At 61.9% G+C, this 17,765-nt stretch carries 20 protein-coding genes and 1 tRNA gene; 15 read left to right on the forward strand and 6 right to left on the reverse strand.

Annotation, left to right across the window (positions count from 1 at the left end):
• Window positions 1-2 precede the first annotated feature (2 nt).
• From V8Z65_RS16660 to V8Z65_RS16685, 6 genes are all read right to left on the reverse strand, one after another.
• Window positions 3-842 (reverse strand): carbohydrate ABC transporter permease, encoded by an 840-nt coding sequence (locus V8Z65_RS16660; RefSeq protein ID WP_338721267.1) that lies wholly within the window; start codon window positions 840-842, stop codon window positions 3-5.
• Window positions 842-1,729, reverse strand: coding sequence for a sugar ABC transporter permease (locus V8Z65_RS16665; RefSeq protein ID WP_338721268.1), 888 nt, complete (start codon window positions 1,727-1,729; stop codon window positions 842-844). The genes V8Z65_RS16660 and V8Z65_RS16665 overlap by 1 nt, the downstream gene beginning before the upstream one ends.
• Before the next feature lie 69 nt (window positions 1,730-1,798).
• Window positions 1,799-3,076, reverse strand: coding sequence for an extracellular solute-binding protein (locus V8Z65_RS16670; protein ID WP_338721269.1), 1,278 nt, complete (start codon window positions 3,074-3,076; stop codon window positions 1,799-1,801).
• A 156-nt stretch (window positions 3,077-3,232) separates the two neighbouring features.
• A complete protein-coding gene (locus V8Z65_RS16675) occupies window positions 3,233-4,228 on the reverse strand; it encodes a LacI family DNA-binding transcriptional regulator (protein WP_338721270.1) in 996 nt (331 codons plus the stop codon).
• Window positions 4,229-4,646: 418 nt separating this feature from the next.
• Complete coding sequence (locus V8Z65_RS16680) at window positions 4,647-4,901, reverse strand: hypothetical protein (RefSeq protein WP_338721271.1); 255 nt, start codon at window positions 4,899-4,901, stop codon at window positions 4,647-4,649.
• Window positions 4,902-5,021: 120 nt separating this feature from the next.
• A tRNA-Ser gene (locus V8Z65_RS16685) sits at window positions 5,022-5,111 on the reverse strand.
• Window positions 5,112-5,329: 218 nt separating this feature from the next.
• Here V8Z65_RS16685 and V8Z65_RS16690 point away from each other — a divergent pair.
• The 15 genes from V8Z65_RS16690 (at window position 5,330) to V8Z65_RS16760 (ending at window position 17,741) form a co-directional block, all read left to right on the forward strand.
• Window positions 5,330-6,100 carry an MBL fold metallo-hydrolase gene (locus V8Z65_RS16690; protein ID WP_338721272.1) on the forward strand — a complete coding sequence of 257 codons (771 nt, stop codon included), beginning with the start codon at window positions 5,330-5,332 and terminating at the stop codon, window positions 6,098-6,100.
• Between the two features lie 235 nt (window positions 6,101-6,335).
• Window positions 6,336-6,866, forward strand: a complete 531-nt coding sequence (gene rplU / locus V8Z65_RS16695) for a 50S ribosomal protein L21 (RefSeq protein WP_338721273.1) — start codon at window positions 6,336-6,338, stop codon at window positions 6,864-6,866.
• A gap of 15 nt (window positions 6,867-6,881) precedes the next feature.
• Entirely contained in the window at window positions 6,882-7,148 is a 267-nt protein-coding gene (rpmA, locus tag V8Z65_RS16700; RefSeq protein WP_338721274.1) for a 50S ribosomal protein L27, read from the forward strand.
• A 121-nt stretch (window positions 7,149-7,269) separates the two neighbouring features.
• Window positions 7,270-7,812 (forward strand): GNAT family N-acetyltransferase, encoded by a 543-nt coding sequence (locus V8Z65_RS16705; protein WP_338721275.1) that lies wholly within the window; start codon window positions 7,270-7,272, stop codon window positions 7,810-7,812.
• Window positions 7,809-8,336: a GNAT family N-acetyltransferase gene (locus tag V8Z65_RS16710; protein WP_338721276.1), complete on the forward strand. Its 528-nt coding sequence runs from the start codon at window positions 7,809-7,811 to the stop codon at window positions 8,334-8,336. Before V8Z65_RS16705 ends, V8Z65_RS16710 begins: the two co-directional genes overlap by 4 nt.
• Window positions 8,327-8,851: a GNAT family N-acetyltransferase gene (locus tag V8Z65_RS16715; RefSeq protein WP_338721277.1), complete on the forward strand. Its 525-nt coding sequence runs from the start codon at window positions 8,327-8,329 to the stop codon at window positions 8,849-8,851. The genes V8Z65_RS16710 and V8Z65_RS16715 overlap by 10 nt, the downstream gene beginning before the upstream one ends.
• The gene (locus V8Z65_RS16720) at window positions 8,848-9,441 is read left to right on the forward strand and encodes a GNAT family N-acetyltransferase (RefSeq protein ID WP_338721278.1); all 594 of its coding nucleotides are present in this window, start codon (window positions 8,848-8,850) and stop codon (window positions 9,439-9,441) included. Before V8Z65_RS16715 ends, V8Z65_RS16720 begins: the two co-directional genes overlap by 4 nt.
• A complete protein-coding gene (obgE, locus tag V8Z65_RS16725) occupies window positions 9,438-10,481 on the forward strand; it encodes a GTPase ObgE (RefSeq protein ID WP_338721279.1) in 1,044 nt (347 codons plus the stop codon). The genes V8Z65_RS16720 and obgE overlap by 4 nt, the downstream gene beginning before the upstream one ends.
• Before the next feature lie 160 nt (window positions 10,482-10,641).
• Complete coding sequence (gene proB / locus V8Z65_RS16730) at window positions 10,642-11,799, forward strand: glutamate 5-kinase (protein ID WP_338721280.1); 1,158 nt, start codon at window positions 10,642-10,644, stop codon at window positions 11,797-11,799.
• Window positions 11,786-13,069: a glutamate-5-semialdehyde dehydrogenase gene (locus V8Z65_RS16735; protein WP_338721282.1), complete on the forward strand. Its 1,284-nt coding sequence runs from the start codon at window positions 11,786-11,788 to the stop codon at window positions 13,067-13,069. Before proB ends, V8Z65_RS16735 begins: the two co-directional genes overlap by 14 nt.
• A gap of 3 nt (window positions 13,070-13,072) precedes the next feature.
• Window positions 13,073-13,705 carry a nicotinate-nucleotide adenylyltransferase gene (locus V8Z65_RS16740; protein ID WP_338721283.1) on the forward strand — a complete coding sequence of 211 codons (633 nt, stop codon included), beginning with the start codon at window positions 13,073-13,075 and terminating at the stop codon, window positions 13,703-13,705.
• 235 nt (window positions 13,706-13,940) lie between these two features.
• On the forward strand, window positions 13,941-14,288 hold the full coding sequence (gene rsfS / locus V8Z65_RS16745; RefSeq protein ID WP_338724060.1) for a ribosome silencing factor: 348 nt from the start codon (window positions 13,941-13,943) through the stop codon (window positions 14,286-14,288).
• Window positions 14,289-14,306: 18 nt separating this feature from the next.
• The gene (rlmH, locus tag V8Z65_RS16750) at window positions 14,307-14,789 is read left to right on the forward strand and encodes a 23S rRNA (pseudouridine(1915)-N(3))-methyltransferase RlmH (protein ID WP_338721284.1); all 483 of its coding nucleotides are present in this window, start codon (window positions 14,307-14,309) and stop codon (window positions 14,787-14,789) included.
• Between the two features lie 101 nt (window positions 14,790-14,890).
• Window positions 14,891-16,312 carry a peptidoglycan DD-metalloendopeptidase family protein gene (locus V8Z65_RS16755; RefSeq protein WP_338721285.1) on the forward strand — a complete coding sequence of 474 codons (1,422 nt, stop codon included), beginning with the start codon at window positions 14,891-14,893 and terminating at the stop codon, window positions 16,310-16,312.
• A gap of 7 nt (window positions 16,313-16,319) precedes the next feature.
• Complete coding sequence (locus tag V8Z65_RS16760) at window positions 16,320-17,741, forward strand: S41 family peptidase (RefSeq protein ID WP_338721286.1); 1,422 nt, start codon at window positions 16,320-16,322, stop codon at window positions 17,739-17,741.
• Window positions 17,742-17,765 lie beyond the last annotated feature (24 nt).

Genomic DNA, 17,765 nt, shown 5'->3' on the forward strand with positions numbered 1-17,765 from the left:
AACTAGCCCTTGACGCCCGAGGACATCACCGAGGCGATGAACTGGCGCTGGAGAATGAGGAAGAAAAGGATAACGGGCACGGCCATGGAGACGGCAAAGGCCATGATATTGCCCCATGCCGCCTGATTGGTGCCGAAATAGGCTGACATGGCCACCGACAGCGGGCGGTATTCTGGGCCGCGCGTGACCATGACCGGCCAGAGATAGGCGTTCCAGATTTCGAGGAACTGCAGCACGGCAATTGCGGAAATTACCGGCTTGGAGAGCGGCATGGCGACATGGCGGTAGATCTGGAAGAAGCTGAACCCGTCGATCCGTGCCGCCTCGATCAGCTCCTTGGGCAGGCGCGAAAAGAACTGGTAGAAGAGGAAGATGGCCATGGCATTGGCCACACCGGGCACGATCTGCACCTGGTAGCTGTCGATCTGCCCGGCCCAGCCAGCCATCATCAATTGCGGCAGCACGAGACTTTCGCCGGGGACCGCGAGGGTCGCCAGGATCAGGATCATCACCGGTTTGCGGACGGGCAACGTGCCCTGTGCCAGGACAAAGGCGGCCATTGAGTTGAAGAGGATCGAGAACACCAGAGTCGAAAAGGTGATGAGCGCCGTATTGCCCAGGTAGCGTACAAACGGATGAACCGGATCGGTCCACACATCGATATAGTTCTGCAGGCTGAAGACCTGCGGAATGAACGAGCGGATCGAGCCCATGGACACCATGATGTCCTGCTCATTGGGATTGAGACTGATGGTGACCATCATCAGGAGCGGCAACAGCACGCCCAGTGCGAGGAGCAGCGCGAACAACGATGGCAGGATGGCGTCGCGGGGCATGCGCATCAGGCTTCTCCCTCGTTCTTGAGGAAGCGGCGCTGCAGTAGCGCGATGGCTGTAACGGCAAGGAAGAAGAAAACGGCAACGGCCGAGGCATAGCCGACCTTCTGGGTCGAATAGCCCTGCTTGAACAGGTAGTGGATGATGGTCGTGGTGGCCCCATTCGGGCCGCCTTTGGTGAGGATGTCGACCTGGGTGAAGAGCTTGAGAGCGCCCACCGTGGTGATGATCAAAAGGAAGATGTTGACGTTGCGCAGGCCCGGCCAGGTGACATAGCGGAAGCGCTGCCAGGCCTTGGCGCCATCGAGCTTGGCCGCCTCGTAGAGATCCTGCGGAATATCCTGCAAGCCGGCAAGGTAGATCAGCATCTGGTAGGGAAAGGTTGCCCAGGCCGACAGTGCCACGATGGCGAGCAGTGCTGTCGACGAATTGCCCAGGAAGTCGACATAAGCGCCCTGGCCGGCAAACCACTGATAGACGGCGTTGAACGGCCCCGACGGGATGCGGAACAGCACGGCCCAGATCGAGACGATCACCGTCATCGGCAGCAACAGCGGCAGGATGGCGATGGCGCGAAAGAAGCTCCGGAATGGGATGGCCGAATTGAGGACCAGGGCGGCGCCTAGCGACATGCCGAGCTGCACCGGCGTCACGATCAGCGCGAACAGCACCGTGTTCCAGATCGCCTGCCAGAACAGCGGATCGACAAACATGCGCTCGTAATTGGTCGTGCCGATGATCTTGGTGGGGATCGGCCGCGGCACGAGTCGCTGGTCGGTGAAGGAGAACCACACCGAAAGCAGGAAGGGCACTACGATAAGAGCGGTGATGAAGATCAGCGCCGGCAGCAGCATTGCCCATTCCTGGGCCTGCCCCTTGGTCCTGATACGCATGAGATATCCTCCGGCCGGATCGGCCAAAATTGGCGGGCGCGCCGGGAGGTGGCGCGCCCGTGTTGCGGCTTACTGCCCGAAGGGCGGGTAGCCGTCATTGTCGGCAATGTCCTGGTCGATGGTCTGTGCCGCGCGATCAAGCTCGGCCTTCACGTCGACATCGCCCGACAGCACGTTGACCACCGCGGTGGCCCAGGCATTGGTGATCACCGGATAGGCAGGGTGGACGGGGCGGACAATGGCGCAGCATTCGGCCAGCTTGGCGAAGATTTCGCCGGCCCCACCGGCACCATAGGTTTCCGACAGCGGAATGGCTGAGGCGCGCGAAGGCACATAGCCGGTCGTATCGGCATAGGCAGCAACCTGTTCGCTGGACATGGCATAGTTCAAGAAGACCTTGATGTCCTCGAGATTGGTCGAGGAGGACGGTACCGCCCAGCCCCAGCCACCATTGGCGGATACCGGTCCGGCATCGCCAAAGGCCGGGGGCGGGATCAGGACAAGGTCATCGCCCAGGCCTTCGCGATGCGCCGGCCACATCCAGTTTCCGACCCAGGAGAGAGCCGCGGTCTTCTCGCCGTAAAACTTGTTGTCACCGGCGCTGGCCGGAACGATATAGCCGGCCTTGTTCCAGTCCTGCAGGGTCGTCAGGGTAGCGACGTTGGCCCCGGAATTGATCGTGCCCTCGGCAATCCAGGTCTCGCGGTCGATGATGTCGCCGCCATTGGACTGGGCGAAGGGCGCGAAGCCGTAGGTCATCCATTCGCCGGCGCCATAGTTCATCTTGACGTCGAGCGGCCATTCGACTTCCGGAAGAGCGGCAAGCTTTTCCAGCGCCTCGGCCATTTCCTCTTGCGTCCAGGCGTCCTCGACGCCGGTGGGGATACGGACGCCGGCCTTTTCCAGCAGCGCCTTGTTCCCCCACAGGATGGTTCCGGAATCGTAGGGGCTGACGAAGTAGAACTCTTCCTCGGGTCCATAGGTGCCCTGCGCCTTGATGGCGGGCAGCAGGTCGTCGATGATGGCTGGGTCGAGCAGGTCACCGATCGGCCGGATAGTGCCTGCCCAGGCCACGGAGGCCATGTTGGGGCCATCGAGCATGATCACATCCGGCAGGCCGCCCGAGAGCGTCGCAGCCTGGATGGCGTCGTTGTAGCTCGGGATCGGGACGACATCGACGCTAATGCCCTCGGCGCCATACTTGGCGTTGAAGGTCTCTTCGAGCTGGGTGAAATAGGGCTTCTCGCTATCGCCGTCGATCACCCAGGCGGTGAGCTGGCCGGCAAGGGCGTTTGAGGACATGGCGCAGGCGGCCAGGGCCACCCCCGCATAAAGGGCATGCTTCATCGTTTATCTCCTCCGAGAGCGGCGTCATCGCTTTATGACAACGTGAGACAATTGTTAATGTCGATTGTCTCACGTTGTCAATAGCGCATGGCAGCTGTGCAAAATTGGAGCTTTGCAGTGCCTGATGCGGCACTAAAATCGCCTGAGGCGAGCGCGCTAGAGCGAGGAACGTTCGACGAATTTGCCTTTGAGACGAACCACTTGGGCATCGTGCGGGCCATCAATGGCCATGTTCATGGCCGCTCGGCCCATCTCATAATAGGGCAGTTCCATTGTCGAAAGACCGGGCTTCAGCAACCCTGCGATCGGCTCGAGGTTGTCAAAGCTGGCCACAGCAATATCCTCTCCAACCTTCAAACCAAGCTCGGCCAGTTCGAAGTAGACGTTCATCGCCATGATGTCCTGGCCGCACAAGACCAGGTCAGGTCGGTCCGGCCCGGCAAAGAGCGCGGCAAGAATCTGGCGGGTCACAAACTGAGTTGGCGCGCCTGCGGCAGAAACCACGGCCGTATGGACCCGCGCTGACACGTCAACCCCAGCAGCTCGAGCCGCGTCGATGAAGCCTTGCTTGCGCAGATCGCTGGCGACGACGTCAGTGTTGAGGTTGAGCAGAACCGGGCGGCGATAGCCGCGCTGGAAAATGATGTCGGTAAGGTCCAGCGCCAATTGGTAGTCATCCGGAATGATGGTTGGGTGCCGCCCTTTCCCGTCGAAGCAGTTGAGCAGGACATGCGGTACACTTGTGGGGTCGATGTCGACCTGTTGGTGGAACGTTGCTGCATAGATGATCGCTTCGGCCCGGAAAGCGGCGAGTTGGCTGTCGGCCAGAGCCGCACTGGGCCCGCCGCGTTCAATATTGAACAGCATCATCTGCTTGCCGCGTTCCCAGGCAACGTCCTGTGCACCACGTATCAGGTCGATGGACGATGAATAAGTGGCGACGCGATCAGCCAGGAAACCGATGATATTGCTGCGTTGCGAGCGCATCATGCGCGCGGCCTGGGATGGTTCGTAGCCAATTTCGGCGATGATGGCCTCGATGCGTGCCCGCGTCTCGGCATTAACGAGAGGATCCTGGTTGATCACCCGCGACACGGTCTTGAGCGAGGTTTTGGCACGTCTGGCAATTTCACGCTGCGTGGTCAAATGCATTGGCTCGCGTTGGACAGTGCACCCATACCTGCCACATTGGGCCGGCCGACATCAACCATGAAGCCAGTGCCAACGCCTGGGTGGGAACCGCCAAGCAACAGCCACGCTCCACAACCGGGCCATAGCCAAGCGCCAAAATCACAGGCAGCAGGACCGACAGCCATGGACCGGGCAGTTGGACGCTAGTGGCCGCCGGAGAAGCGGTCGGTCTGTGTGGTCTCAAGAGTCCGCCAGCCAGAATGGCGTGGTTGAGATTGGTTATGGAACTGCTGCCGGCCGACGAGGATGGGGACATGCTTCACTGCCATTGCGGAATTGCTCGAAATTGCCGCACAGGATGAAGCTCTTCAAAGCATGGACGCCGAGGCGATAAGCGAAAGTATAGCATCGCAGCGTGTCTCGGCCATGTCCTTTTAGCTCAAAAACAAAGGATGAGTGCTGGTATCAATGCAGGCTGCTTTGTCAGAGCGGGCGCCAGCCGATCGCCGTAGCCCTTTGCATCTATATACTCCGCGGGGTCCCGGATGTATTCCCGCGCGCCAGAGTCCATCCAGACCCGCCGTGCAACCATCTTGGAGCGGTGCCTCCAACGATGGCTGGGCCGCAATTCGACATTGGCAAAGCCCAAGCGGCGCATCCACTTCCCTGGATTTTCGGCGGTTTTCTTGCGCATGATGGCGTCACCCGTTCGACCACGTCGACGCGAAGGATCAGCAAACAGGGGTTCTGCGGGCGCGTTTTGGACCACGAAGATCGGGCCCTGTTACGCTTTCAAGCATTTACAAAAAGAGAATGGCGGAGAGAGAGGGATTCGAACCCCCGATAGAGTTGCCCCTATGCCGCATTTCGAGTGCGGTGCATTCAACCGCTCTGCCATCTCTCCGCGAGATCGAAACGCCCCAGAAGGGGCGCGGCTGGTCGATACGGGGCGGCTTATGACATAGCCTTGGCACGCCTGCAACACCCCTTATGCGCGGTTTCGACAAACAGCATCGAGACGGCCAGCCACCTCCCCCATCTCACAATTGCGTGCTGCCCCATCCAGATCGCGCTTGAGGCGTTAGTCTTGGGGTCCTTGTGACAAACAGGGAGACTGCACCTATGGTTGCACGCCGCACATTTATCGTCGGCATGGCCGGCCTGCCTCTCGCCGGCATGACCGCCAGACTGACCGCATCCGTCGCCCAGGAGATGCCCATGGCCGACACGCTACCCACCAGCGCCGGGGACCTCGTCATCCACCCGGTCGATCATGCCAGCCTTGTGCTCGAATTTGGCGGCAAGGCCTTTTATGTCGACCCTGTGGGCGGCGCCACGCGCTATGCGTCGCTTCCGGCCCCGTCCGCTATCCTGATCACCCATGGTCATGGCGATCATTTCGATATTCCCACCATTGAGGCCATTGCCGGCGATGCCCCACTGGTCACCAATGGCGACGTCCTGAGCAAACTGCCCGACGCGCTGAAAGCCAATGCCATGGCCATGGTCAACGGCGACAACAGCACAATCCTGGACATTCCCATCCGCGCTATCGCCGCCCACAACACAACCGAGGACCGGATGCGTTATCATCCCATCGGCGTGGGCAACGGCTATGTGCTCAGTTTTGGCGACGCCCAGGTCTATGTGGCAGGCGATACCGAGCCGACCGACGACATGCTGGGCCTGACCGACATTGCCGTCGCCTTCCTGCCCATGAACCTGCCCTACACCATGACACCCGAACAGGCCGTCGCGGCAATTAACACGTTCAAGCCCGGCATCGTCTATCCATATCATTATGGTCAAAGCGACCTCTCGCCACTTGAGACCGACGTGGATTCCGCCGTCGAGGTACGCTTGCGAAACTGGTATGCCTTGAGCCAAGGCTGAACCAGCCAAAGCGTGCCAAATGGCTTGACTCTTGAGGACTTTCCCTCGATAAGCCCTCCAATCTGCGCACTGGTCCGTCCGGTGCGCTGGTTTTGTTTGAAAACGCTGCTCGAGGCTGCCGGCCGAAATCTTCGGCCTCAACGTTTCGAAAAGCCCGCGGAATGGCATGCAAGCCGCGGCGCCGCAGAGCGCGACAGAAAAAGGGACCACGTGAACTTTCGCGTGGCTGAACTGAATGACTTTTGCCGTTATCAAGACGGGCGGGAAGCAGTACAAGGTTGCTGCTGACGACGTCATCAAGATCGAAAAGCTCGATGCTGAGGCCGGTGATATTGTGACCTTTGACCAGGTCCTCATGGTCGGCGACACCATCGGCGCTCCGCTGGTGGAAGGCGCCCTCGTGGCTGCCGAGCTGGTCGAGACCAAGAAGCAGAAGACCGTTATCGTCTTCAAGAAGCGCCGCCGCCACAATTCGCGCCGCCGCAACGGCCACCGCCAGTTGCTCTCGACCGTGCGCATCACCGAGATCCTGACCGGCGGCAAGAAGCCGACTGTCAAGGCTGCTGCCAAGGCCGAAAAGACTGAAGCTATTGCCGAAAAGGCGCCGGCAAAGAAGGCTGCTCCCAAGGCCGATACTGCTGCCGAAGCTCCCGCCAAGAAGCCGGCGGCCAAGAAAGCCGCCGCCAAGACCGAAGATACTGTCGCTGAAAAGCCGGCAAAGAAGGCCCCGGCCAAGAAGGCCGCTCCCAAGGCCAGCGAAGAATAAAAGGAACCGAGAACCATGGCACATAAGAAAGCAGGCGGCTCGTCCCGCAACGGTCGTGATACCGCTGGCCGTCGTCTCGGCGTCAAGAAGTTTGGCGGCGAAGCTGTGATTGCCGGCAATATCATTGTGCGTCAACGCGGCACCAAGTGGGCTCCGGGCACCGGCGTCGGCCTGGGCAAGGACCACACTATTTTCGCCCTGATCGACGGCAAAGTTGCGTTCCGCACCCGTGCGAACAGCAAAGTACACGTGTCTGTCGTCCCGGCAGAGGCCGCCGAATAACCCGGCAAGCCTTTCAAACCCGCCGGAGACCAGTTCCCCGGCGCCGCGTTTGAAAAAACAAAGCAGATGCAAAGGGGAACCGGTCCACCGGTTCCCCTTTTTTCTTCCCGGAGCATTTGCCATGACCGTTCTCGCAACCACCCTCGATGCCAGACTGCCGACCGCCATCCGCACCGCGCGTCTGAGCCTTGTGGTCCCGGCTCTGGCACACGTTCCGGAAATGGCCTTGCTGGCCAATAACAAAGCTATTCACCAGGTCCTGTCGCGCCTGCCGCATCCCTATATGGAAAGCGACGGCCGCTTCTTCGTTGAAAATATCGCGCGGGGCGATAGCGAATTTGCCTGGGCAATCGAGCAAGCCGGAGCCTTTGTCGGCGTGATAGGGCTACACCTGCTGCCTGGCCGCCTGCCCGAACTGGGCTATTGGTTGGGCCAACCTCATTGGGGACAGGGCTTTGCCACCGAAGCCGGTCTTGCAGTGGTGAGCGCAGCACGAGCGGCCCGAGCCCCGGGCTTGCGCGCCCGCGCCTTGCTCGACAATAACGCGTCCCGCAACGTCCTGAAAAAACTGGGCTTCATCGAGATCGGCGAAGACACCGACACGACTGGAACCTTGACCGGGCGCCGGGTCATGCAGATGCGGCTGGAGTTCGACCAGAGATGACCGAACTCCGGACCACCCGCCTTCTCCTACGCCCCGCCCGTCCGGACGACGCGCCCTGCTTCGCCCTGGGAGTTAGCGATTTTGCCGTCGCCCGCTGGCTGACCCCATTGCCCTTCCCGTTCACCCTCGCCATGGCCAGCGACTGGCTCCGCCTTGCCCCCAGAAATGGGCCGGAGAGATCGCTGTTCATTATCGATCTCCCGGGTCGTGGCCTGATCGGCTGTGTCGCCCTGACCAATGAGTTGGGCTTTTGGATCGCCCGGCCCCACTGGGGCAGGGGCTATGCCTCAGAAGCGGCGCGCGCCGTAGTCGACTGGCATTTCGCCAATTCGGACGCCGACCATATTTCCGCCAGTGCACATCACAACAATCGGGCCTCTCTCAGGGTCAAGACCAAACTGGGCTTTGAGCCGATAGGACACGACATGCGATTTTCCCACGCCCTGCAGCATAATGTACAACATGTACTGACCAGGCTGACGCGCGAGCGCTGGAATATTTTGGAGACCAAGGCATGCGCCTGAGAGACGAGCTTCCTCAAAGCATTGAGACCGAACGCCTGGTGCTGCGTGCGCCACATGCCTCCGATCTCGATGACCTGGTCGCCGAAGCCAACAATTGGAACGTACTCGAACCCACCGCCAGCCTGCCTTTCCCCTATCTCCAAGAGCATGGCCGTGGCTTTATCGAACGGTTCTCGATCAAACCCGACAAGCGCAGCTATGTCATTGCCGGGCGAGACGACGACCGACTCAAAGGCGTAATCGGGCTCTATTTTTATGCCGATAAACCCACTGAACTGGGCTATTGGCTGGGTGAACGCCATTGGGGCCGGGGCTTTGCGCCCGAGGCGGTCTCGGCTCTGATGGCGGCCGCCAGCGCCATCGGCCTCAGCCCCGTCCGCGCCCGCGTTCTGGCGGCCAATTCCGGCTCGGTGCGGGTTCTGGAAAAAACCGGCTTTGCCACCATCGAAGAAACACACAGCGTCGTCGAGCGTCATCGCGGCAAACCGCTCTATGTCATGGAGTGGCGTGCTTGATCCCTACGCTTTTCACCGATCGGCTGGTTCTGCGCGCGCCCCAATTGGGCGACGCGGAGCCCATTGCCCATTATCTCAATGATATGGACGTGGCCGGCAATCTGGCCCGCGTGCCCTTTCCCTACCATCTCTCCGATGCGCGCGCCTGGTTGGCCACCCAGGAGGCCGACCTGCCCGCCAACCAGGCCAGCTTTTCCATTGAGCTGGCTGGCATCGGCTATGTGGGCCATATCGGTTTCCAGCCCTTGGGCGAAAGCGCAATTATCGGCTACTGGCTGGGCAAGCCCCATTGGGGACAAGGCATCATGACCGAGGCCGCCATCGCGACTATTCGGTGGTTCTTCGAAGCCACCGGCGCCCCCACCATCTATTCGGGCGTATTCCATTTCAACGCCGCATCGCTGGCCATCCAGCACCGGCTGGGATTTACCGAGACTGGCCGTTCAACCCTGCTCTGCCTTGCGCGCGGCGCCGAGGTGGCGCATATCGACACCAAATTGACACGTGAGCGCTACCAGCAGGGCTGGCCACCCGTCAAAAATGTGGCGGGCGCGACACAACAGGTGCTGGAAGGCACGGCAAAGGCATGAAGTTCCTCGACCAAGCCAAGGTCTATATCAAGTCCGGTTCCGGCGGCGCCGGCGCCGTCAGCTTCCTGCGTGAAAAATTCGTCGAATTCGGCGGCCCTGACGGCGGCAATGGCGGACGCGGTGGCGATGTCATCGCCGAATGTGCCGATGGCCTCAATACGCTGATCGACTTCCGCTACCAGCAGCACTTCCGCGCCGGCACGGGCGTGCATGGCATGGGCAAGAACCGCACCGGCGCCGATGGCGCCGATGTCGTCCTACGCGTACCGGTTGGCACCCAGATTTTTGAGGAAGATCAGGAGACCCTGATCGCCGATTTCACCGAAGTGGGCCAGCGCGTAACCCTACTCAGGGGCGGCAATGGCGGCTTCGGCAATGCCTATTTTAAGACCAGCTCCAACCAGGCGCCCCGCCGCGCCAATCCCGGTCAGGAAGGTATCGAAAAAGGCATTTGGTTGCGGTTGAAGCTCATCGCCGATGCGGGTCTGGTCGGCCAACCCAATGCCGGCAAATCGACCTTTCTCTCGGCCGTCTCTGCCGCCAAGCCCAAAATCGCCGACTATCCCTTCACCACGCTGCACCCCAATCTGGGTGTGGTGCGCATTGGCGAGCGCGAATTTGTCCTGGCCGATATTCCCGGTCTCATCGAAGGGGCGAGCGAAGGCGTGGGCATCGGCGACCGTTTCCTGGGTCATATCGAGCGCTGTGGCGTGCTGATCCACCTCATCGACGGCACCAATGAAGACGTGGCGCATACCTATGAGGCGGTGCGCTACGAATTGGCAGCCTATGCCGATGTGCTGGCCGAAAAACCTGAAATCGTCGTGCTCAACAAGATCGACGCGCTGACACCCGAAGAGCTCAAGGCCAAGGTCAAGGCGCTAAAGAAGGTGTCCAAGGCCGAGATCCGCACCATTTCGGGCGCCACCGGGCAGGGCGTCGACCAGGTGCTCTATGACGTGCTCAACATTCTCGACGCCGAAAAAGCGGAACAGGCCGAGGCTGAGCGGAAAAAAACCGAAGAGAAATGGACGCCGTGACCTTCTCCGGCCGGATCAGCCTGGACCATGCGGCTCCTTTGCATCCCTCCCCCCTGAGGGGAGGGACCGAGGGTGGGGGTCGATCAGTGGATCATTGCGCCACCCCCCACCCCAACCCTCCCCCTCAAGGGGGGAGGGAGCACATCGAGTTTGTTGCCAAATGAACCCCCTCGCCACCTATCGCCGGATCACCATCAAGATCGGCTCGGCCCTGTTGGTCGACAAGCAAGGCAAGCTGCGCAGCGCCTGGCTGGCGGCTTTGGCCGAGGACATTGCCGCGCTCAAATCCGAGGGACGAGAGATCGTCATTGTCTCGTCCGGAGCCATCGCGCTGGGCCGGGGCCTGTTGGGTCTCTCCGCGCTTGCCCTGACGCTGGAACAAAGCCAGGCCGCCGCCAGCGCCGGACAGATCGCCCTCAGCCAGGCCTGGGCCGAGGCGCTCGGCCAGCATGGCATCGTCACCGGGCAAATCCTCATCACCCCCAACATTACCGAGGAGCGGCGCTACTATCTCAATGCCCGCACGACCATCCAGACATTGCTGGGCCTGGGTGCCGTACCCATTATCAACGAGAACGACAGCGTCGCCACGGCCGAAATCCGCTATGGCGACAATGATCGGCTCTCAGCGCGCGTCGCCACCATGATCGAAGCGGATCTGCTGGTCCTGCTTTCCGACATTGACGGGCTCTACACCGCGCCACCCGCCAAGGACCCCAGCGCCACCCATCTGCCCGTTATCGAGGCCATCACGCCAGCGATTGAAGCCATGGCCGGGGGGGCAGCCAGTCATCTCTCGCGCGGCGGCATGACCACCAAGCTCGAAGCCGGCAAGATCGCGACCCTGGCTGGGACCGCAATGGTGATTGCCAAGGGCACCGACGACCATCCGCTCAAGCGCCTGGTCGAGGGCGGGCTGCACACGCTTTTCAGGCCGGCAACGACGCGGGCGCAATCGCGAAAACGATGGATCATGGGCACGCTGGCCGTCTCGGGCACTGTACAAGTCGATGCAGGGGCGGCGCATGCCCTCAATCAAGGCAAATCCCTTCTGCCCATCGGCGTTACCGGCATCACCGGCGACTTCGAACGCGGCGATACCATTGCTGTCACCAATCCTGATGGACGCGAAATCGCCCGGGGTCTTGTGGGCCTGGACAGCGACGATGCGCGCCTGGTGATGGGCAAGCGCAGCGACACCATTGTCGCGCTGCTTGGCATGGACAGCCGCGCCGAATTGGTGCATCGCGACAATCTGGTGCTGACCGGCAGCGCAGAAACGACACCGAGACAAGAGGCCGATCATGAGCCTGGCTGAAGCCACCGCGAGTGACATTTCCGTCCTGATGGCCGAACTGGGCCGCAATGCGCGCAAGGGCGCCAATGCGCTCAAGATCGCCACGCCCGAGCAGAAGCGCACGGCCCTACTGACCGCCGCCGGCGCTATCAATGCGCATCGGAAGAAAATCCTCGAAGCCAATGCGCTGGACATGCAGGCAGCCGAGCAAAAGGGCATCTCGAAAGCCTTTCTCGACCGATTGCTGCTGACCGACGCGCGTATCGACGGCATCATTGAGGCCGTCAAAACCATTGCCGAACTGCCTGATCCTGTCGGCACCGTCATTTCCGAATGGGACCGCCCCAACGGGCTCCATATCGAACGCGTGCGCACGCCGCTCGGCGTCATCGGTGTGATCTTCGAATCGCGCCCCAATGTCACCGCCGATGCCGGCGCCTTATGCATCAAGTCCGGCAATGCCGTCATTCTGCGTGGTGGCAGCGACAGCTTTCATTCCAGCCGCGCCATTGTCGATTGCCTGCTCGATGGACTGCATCTGGCCGGCCTGCCGGTTGAATGCGTGCAACTGGTGCCCACCACCGACCGCGCCGCGGTGGGCGAAATGCTCAAGGGTCTCAACGGCAATATCGATGTCATCGTGCCGCGCGGCGGCAAGACGCTGGTGGCTCGTGTGCAGGCCGAGGCACGGGTGCCGGTCTTCGCTCATCTCGAGGGCCTGGTGCATGTCTATATCGACAAAAGCGCCGATCTCGACAAAGCCGTCAGCGTGACCCTTAACGCCAAGATGCGGCGCACGGGCATTTGCGGGGCGGCGGAGACGCTGCTGGTGCACAAGGACGTCGTGAATACCCATCTCAGGCCGATCATTGCAGCGCTGGTTGCCAAGGGCTGCGAGATCCGCGGCGACAAGACCGTCCTGTCCATGGTTGTCGATGCCAGACCCGCGACCGAAGAGGACTGGCAGACCGAATATGAGGACGCCATCATCTCGGTGAAGGTCGTCGACAGCATCGAAGCGGCGATCACCCATATCGAGCACTATTCGAGCCACCATACCGAGGCGATCATTGCCGAAGACCCTGCGGCCGTCGAAAAGTTCTTCAATGAGATCGACTCTGCCATCCTGATGCACAATGCCTCGACCCAATTTGCCGATGGCGGTGAATTCGGCTTTGGCGGCGAGATCGGCATCGCCACGGGCAAGATGCATGCGCGCGGGCCCGTGGGCGTAGAGCAATTGACCAGCTTCAAATATCGCGTCCGCGGCAATGGGCAGTTGAGGCCCTAGCCCTTGACCCTTAGCCCGCCGTACCACATCCCCGGCATCACCAATCTGCCGCCCTCTGCACCCGGCATGCGGATCGGGCTGTTTGGCGGCAGCTTCAATCCCATGCATCCGGGCCATTTGCTGGTCATGGAGGAGACGTTGCGGCGGCTCGAGCTCGATGCGCTCTGGGTTCTGGTCACGCCGGGCAATCCGCTCAAGGACAATTCGCACCTGCCCTCGCTGGAAAATCGCGTCCTCGCGGCGCGGGCGTTGATCGCGAACCCGCGCGTGCGCGTAACCGGTTTCGAAGCGGCCAGAGGTTTTGCCTATAGCTGGCAGACCGTCAATTTCCTCACCCGCACACTGCCGGACCGCCGCTTTGTCTGGATCATGGGGGCCGATAGCCTGGCCGATTTCCACCGCTGGCAGCGTTGGCGCGACATTGCCGCCCGCCTGCCCATCGCCGTCTATGTGCGGCCCGGCTCATCGCACCGGGCCCTCGCCTCGCGTGCGGCCACCACGCTCGACTATGCCCAGATCGATGAAACCGATGCTGCTATTCTGGCCCAGTGCCGGGCCCCGGCCTGGATCTACCTGCAGGGCCGGCAATCAGGCCTTTCATCCACCGCCATCAGGGCGTCACGAAACCGACATTAAGCTTGCCCATGGTCCCGATCTTGCGAAAAGGCTCGCAAAAGCGCATATTCGGGACCAAGTGTGATCATTGTCACCGGAACAGGAACAGACGGCTTGCCGTTTTCACGACGCCGCAACATTCCGATCAACAACCAAGGATGCTCATCTCTCGCATGACCCGTGCACTCGCATGGGCGGAAGGCCGTTTCTGATGGCCGCGCTGCCCGAAAACACTGCCCCCGCTACGCCCGCCACCATGGCCGGCGCGCAAAAGCCCCTGATCGACCTCATTCTCGATACGCTGGATGACGCCAAGGCCGAAGAAACGGTCTCGGTGGACATTGCCGGCAAATCGTCCCTGGCCGACCATATGATCGTCACCTCGGGCCGCTCGCAGCGCCATGTTGGCGCCGTGGCGGACCAGGTCATCACGGCATTGCGTGACAATGGTTACGGCAAGCCCCGCGTTGAAGGTCTGCCCCACTGCGATTGGGTGCTGGTCGATGCCGGCGATGTGATCCTGCATATCTTCCGCCCCGAAGTGCGCGAATTCTACAATATCGAAAAGATGTGGCAGGCCGATTTCGCCGCCGACCAGCACTGAGCGGACAAACCCGGTTCAATGCGCATTGTGATCGCGGCCATCGGCCGGATGAAAAACGGGCCAGAGCGGGAGCTCGTGGCCCGTTACCTTGACCGGGCCACTGCCAGTGGCAGGCCTCTGGCGCTGACCGGTTTCGAGGTGACCGAGATCAATGAATCGCGCGCCGGCTCGGCCGCCGCCCGCAAGGCCGAAGAAGCCAGGGCCCTGCGCGCCGCCCTGCCCGAGGGCGTCACCATCATGCTCGATGAACGGGGCAAAGCCATCGATTCGGAGCGTTTTGCCGCCCGGATCGGACGTTGGCGCGACGACGGCCGGCCATCCCTGGGCTTTGTCATCGGCGGCGCCGACGGTATCGATCCCGACTTTGTCCGCTCGGCAGACCTGGTGGTGAGTTTTTCGCCCATGGTGTGGCCGCATCAACTGGTCCGGATCATGCTGGCCGAACAGCTCTATCGCGCCACCACCATCCTTTCGGGCCACCCCTACCACCGTGGCGATTGATCGCTCACGCTATGGTTAAACAATGTTAACCGGCGGTTTGCCGCGCTCTTGCTAAAGTGCCCGCATTGATTCGGGGGCCCTGCCCTTATTCTGGAGACGCCATGCCCCAGCGGCCGGCAAATCGTGTAGCGGCCCTGCTGGCGGGCACACTGGTGGCTGGATGCCTGGCCTGGCCCATTATGGCCCAGACCGACGCAACCGCCGATCCGGCATCCGATGTCCAATTGCGGCCATCCCTGCCGCTTGAACCGGCCCAGGACAGTGCCGCGCCCGAGGCAGGGGCCGAACCGGTAGACGATCCGGCAACGCTCGTCGATGAGACCGCAGACCCCGCCGCCAATAATGCCGCCGACCTGGCCGAAGTGGAAGCCACGCTCTCCCTCAGCCGGGAGCGGATCGATGCACTCAAGGCCGAAATCGCCGCCATGGAGGGCGACAGGACCCAGCAGAATGCCGCCCTGATCGCCGCCGCGCAGCGCGTGAAGCTGGCCGAAATCGAAGTCGCCGATGTCGAACAGCGCATTTCCGATCTGATCGTGCGCGAACTCGAAGTGCGGGGACGGCTTGATGGCGCCGACACAGAAATCGCCAATGTCCTGGCCGCGCTCGAACGCATTTCCCTCAATCCGCCCCCGGCCTTGATCGTCGATCCCGGCGATGCTCTGGGCTCTGCGCGCGGCGCCATGCTGATCGCGGCCATTCTCCCGCAATTGCGCCAGCGCGCCGATGCGGTGGCCGCCGACCTGCAGGCCCTGACCGAGATCAAGCAGGCCGCCCTCGCTGAAGAAGAGACCCTCAAGGCCAATCATGAGGTGCTCGAGGAAGAGCAATTGCGCATCGCCACGCTGATCGCTGCACGCAAGGTCGGCATCGACCAGATGAGTGTCGAGCTGCAGGCCGAGGAAGCCGAAGCCATTGCCCTGGCCGAACGCGCCAGCACATTGCGTGAACTGATCGGCGCGCTCTCGGAGCGCGCAGCGGCCGGAGCGACGGCGGCACCGACGACCGCCGATCCGGACCTGCCCCAGCTTTCGCCCGAGGCCATCGAACTCGCCTTTGCCGACGCGGCCCGCACTCAGCCCGCCGTGCCCTTCCCGCTGGCGCGGGGCTATCTGGTGCCCCCCGCCAATGGCGTGACCGTGGTCGATTTCGGTGCCAATGATGGGCGCGGCGGCATTTCCCAGGGCCAATCGGTCGTCACCCGTGCAGACGCCCAGGTGTTGGCCCCGGCAGATGGTTGGGTCCTCTATAAGGGCCCTTACCTCAATTATGGCCAGATCGTCATTCTCAATGCCGGCAGCGGCTACACCGCTCTGCTGGCGGGTCTGGGCGCCATCACGGCCGAAATCGGCCAATTCGTGCAAATGGGCGAGCCGCTCGGCACCATGGGATCACGCACAATTGGACGAACCGTGGGGACCAAAGCTGGAAACGACCAGCCGACCCTCTATATTGAGCTGCGAGAAAACAACGAGCCTTTCGACCCGGCCGGGTGGTGGGCCAGACAAGAACAGACGGGATAAGATATCCATGCGCCTGCCCATCCTTCGCCTTGCCGCCATTGCCGCGGCAGTGCTGGTCCCCGCCACCGTGCTGATCGCTCAGGACCAGGCTCCGGCCGATCCGGCACCGGTGGAGGAACAAATCGAGCCCAATCCCAGTGGTGAACAGGCCGAGCCGACCGCCGCCGAGCGCGCTGCGGCGCCGCGCGATCCCCTCGAAATCTATTCCGACCTCAACCTGTTCGGAGAAATCTTCGATCGCATCCGCGCCGAATATGTCGACCCACCCGACGAGCAGGAACTGATCCGAGCTGCCATCCAGGGCATGCTGACCTCGCTCGACCCGCATTCGGGCTATCTGCCGCCGGTCGAATATGCCGATATGCGCGAGGACACGTCGGGCCAGTTTGGTGGCCTGGGCGTGGAAATCATCATGGAGGAAGGCCTGATCAAGGTTGTCTCTCCCATTGATGACACACCCGCCGCCCGCGCCGGCATCCTCTCCAACGATCTGATCGTCGAGATCGACGGTGCGGCCGTCCAGGGCATGACCCAGGACGAGGCCGTCGAAAAAATGCGCGGCGAGGTTGGCACCAAGGTCAAGCTTACCGTTTATCGCGAAGGCGTCAGCGATCCGCTGGAGTTCGAGCTGACCCGTGGCATCATTTCCATGCGGGCCGTGCGCTGGTCCATGGAGGGCGGAGAAACCGAGGGCGATGGCGATGTCGCCCTGTTGCGGTTGTCACGCTTCTCCGAACAGGCCTTTGTCGGCATCGAGCGGGCCATTGAAGATATCTATAAAGAGCGCAGCGATGTGCCGCCCAAGGGCATAATTCTGGATCTGCGCAACAATCCCGGCGGCCTTGTCGATCAGTCCGTCTATGTGGCTGACGCCTTCCTAAAGCGCGGTGCCGTGGTCCTGACCCGTGGCCGCACGGAAAGCGAAAGCGCCCGCTACGATGCCGCGCCCGATCCGCTTGATGCGCGCCTCGCCGATGTGCCCCTGGTGGTGCTGATCAATGGTGGCTCGGCCTCCGCGTCCGAGATCGTCGCCGGTGCCCTGCAGGACCATAAGCGGGCCACCCTTGTCGGCACCCGTTCCTTCGGCAAGGGCTCGGTGCAATCCATCATTTCGCTGGGCCCGGACGGCGCCATGCGCTTAACCACCGCGCGCTACTACACGCCCAATAATCGGTCGATTCAGGCGCTGGGCATCACGCCCGATATCGAGGTGCGCCAGGTGGTGCCCGAGGAGCTCCAGGGCCGCGACGAAATTATTGGCGAGGCCGGGTTGGCCGGGCATATCACCATTGAGGGCCAGGAGGAATCAACCGTTGGTTCCTCGGTCTATATCCCGGCCGACAGGGCGGAGGACACCCAGCTTCAATATGCCATCCGACTGATCATGGGCGAGGAAACCGATCCGGCCTACCCGCCCAGCGGCGAATGAAAGCGCGCCATGATAGACTGGGAT

This window comes from Devosia sp. XK-2 (genome assembly GCF_037113415.1).
GTDB lineage: Bacteria > Pseudomonadota > Alphaproteobacteria > Rhizobiales > Devosiaceae > Devosia.

Excerpts from the sequence above, each read along its gene's own strand:
- V8Z65_RS16755 (WP_338721285.1), top strand. The coding sequence starts at position 14,891 with ATGCCCCAGCGGCCGGCAAATCGTGTAGCGGCCCTGCTGGCGGGCACA.
- V8Z65_RS16660 (WP_338721267.1), bottom strand. The coding sequence starts at position 842 with ATGCGCATGCCCCGCGACGCCATCCTGCCATCGTTGTTCGCGCTGCTC.
- rpmA (WP_338721274.1), top strand. The coding sequence starts at position 6,882 with ATGGCACATAAGAAAGCAGGCGGCTCGTCCCGCAACGGTCGTGATACC.
- V8Z65_RS16670 (WP_338721269.1), bottom strand. The coding sequence starts at position 3,076 with ATGAAGCATGCCCTTTATGCGGGGGTGGCCCTGGCCGCCTGCGCCATG.
- proB (WP_338721280.1), top strand. The coding sequence starts at position 10,642 with ATGAACCCCCTCGCCACCTATCGCCGGATCACCATCAAGATCGGCTCG.
- V8Z65_RS16715 (WP_338721277.1), top strand. The coding sequence starts at position 8,327 with ATGCGCCTGAGAGACGAGCTTCCTCAAAGCATTGAGACCGAACGCCTG.
- rplU (WP_338721273.1), top strand. The coding sequence starts at position 6,336 with ATGACTTTTGCCGTTATCAAGACGGGCGGGAAGCAGTACAAGGTTGCT.
- V8Z65_RS16690 (WP_338721272.1), top strand. The coding sequence starts at position 5,330 with ATGGTTGCACGCCGCACATTTATCGTCGGCATGGCCGGCCTGCCTCTC.
- rsfS (WP_338724060.1), top strand. The coding sequence starts at position 13,941 with ATGGCCGGCGCGCAAAAGCCCCTGATCGACCTCATTCTCGATACGCTG.
- V8Z65_RS16680 (WP_338721271.1), bottom strand. The coding sequence starts at position 4,901 with ATGCGCAAGAAAACCGCCGAAAATCCAGGGAAGTGGATGCGCCGCTTG.
- V8Z65_RS16675 (WP_338721270.1), bottom strand. The coding sequence starts at position 4,228 with ATGCATTTGACCACGCAGCGTGAAATTGCCAGACGTGCCAAAACCTCG.
- obgE (WP_338721279.1), top strand. The coding sequence starts at position 9,438 with ATGAAGTTCCTCGACCAAGCCAAGGTCTATATCAAGTCCGGTTCCGGC.
- V8Z65_RS16665 (WP_338721268.1), bottom strand. The coding sequence starts at position 1,729 with ATGCGTATCAGGACCAAGGGGCAGGCCCAGGAATGGGCAATGCTGCTG.
- V8Z65_RS16710 (WP_338721276.1), top strand. The coding sequence starts at position 7,809 with ATGACCGAACTCCGGACCACCCGCCTTCTCCTACGCCCCGCCCGTCCG.
- V8Z65_RS16735 (WP_338721282.1), top strand. The coding sequence starts at position 11,786 with ATGAGCCTGGCTGAAGCCACCGCGAGTGACATTTCCGTCCTGATGGCC.
- V8Z65_RS16705 (WP_338721275.1), top strand. The coding sequence starts at position 7,270 with ATGACCGTTCTCGCAACCACCCTCGATGCCAGACTGCCGACCGCCATC.
- rlmH (WP_338721284.1), top strand. The coding sequence starts at position 14,307 with ATGCGCATTGTGATCGCGGCCATCGGCCGGATGAAAAACGGGCCAGAG.
- V8Z65_RS16760 (WP_338721286.1), top strand. The coding sequence starts at position 16,320 with ATGCGCCTGCCCATCCTTCGCCTTGCCGCCATTGCCGCGGCAGTGCTG.